Raw genomic sequence first — 1012 nt, 5'->3', positions numbered from 1 at the left:
TGTAATGAGCAGGGACGTTGTGGACGGCGTGGCAGCGACAGATAGGTGAGGACCTCCGGTATCGGTGTGGTTACCACAACTGCACCGACAACCGAGAGGTCCTCGTGTCACACGCTAATGCCTTGCTCACCCCGAAGGGGCGATTGAAACTCGCGACATCGATCGTCGACGACGGATGGTCGATCCGCCGAGCGGCCGAACGATTCCAGGTTTCACCGACCACAGCCAAGAAATGGGCCGATCGATACCGCACCGGCGGCGCGACGGCAATGGCCGACCGCTCGAGCAGACCCCACCACAACCCGAACCGGACACCGACCCGCACCGAACGCCGAATCATCAACCTGCGCTTCCTCCGCCGGTGGGGACCACACCGCATCGGCTACCACCTGCACATGCCGCACAGCACCGTCTCAGCGGTCCTGCGCCGCTACAAGATGCCGCTGCTTCGTCACCTCGACCAGAACACCGGACTTGCTGTACGACGCCCGCAGCCGCATCGCTACGAGCATCCCGCTCCCGGGGATCTGATCCACATCGACATCAAAAAGCTTGGCCGAATCCCCGACGGCGGCGGACATCGCAAGCTCGGCCGCGCGATCGGAAAGCGGCACAACAAGAAACAGGGCCGCGGTTACTCCTACGTCCATCACGCTGTCGACGATCACAGCCGGCTCGCGTATTCGGAGATTCTCGGTGATGAACGCAAAGAAACTGCATCGGGGTTCTTCGAGCGCGCCAAAGCCTACTTCGCAGCCCATGACATCACGATCGCGCGTGTGTTGACCGACAATGGATCCTGTTACCGCTCAACGATGTTCGCGCAGACCCTAGGCCCTGGAATCAAGCACAAGCGAACCAGGCCGTATCGGCCGCAGACCAACGGCAAAGTCGAACGATTCAACCGAACCCTCAACCAGGAATGGGCCTACGCGAACACCTACCTCTCCGACGAAGCCAGAGCGGCGACCTACCAAGACTGGATCCATCACTACAATCACCACCGACCCCA

At 61.2% G+C, this 1012-nt stretch carries 1 protein-coding gene; it reads left to right on the top strand.

Features of this window, described 5'->3' with window-relative positions; all coding sequences use genetic code 11:
• Positions 1 to 104 precede the first annotated feature (104 nt).
• The coding region (locus tag CH268_RS18015) for an IS481 family transposase (RefSeq protein WP_094665408.1) at positions 105 to 1012 on the top strand (908 nt) is incomplete at its 3' end.

Origin of the sequence: Rhodococcus sp. 06-1460-1B, assembly GCF_002258475.1 — a bacterium.
Taxonomy (GTDB): Bacteria; Actinomycetota; Actinomycetes; order Mycobacteriales; family Mycobacteriaceae; genus Rhodococcoides; species Rhodococcoides fascians.
The sequence above is the reverse complement of the archived record's forward strand: the minus strand, read 5'-3'. Positions and strand labels throughout refer to the sequence as shown.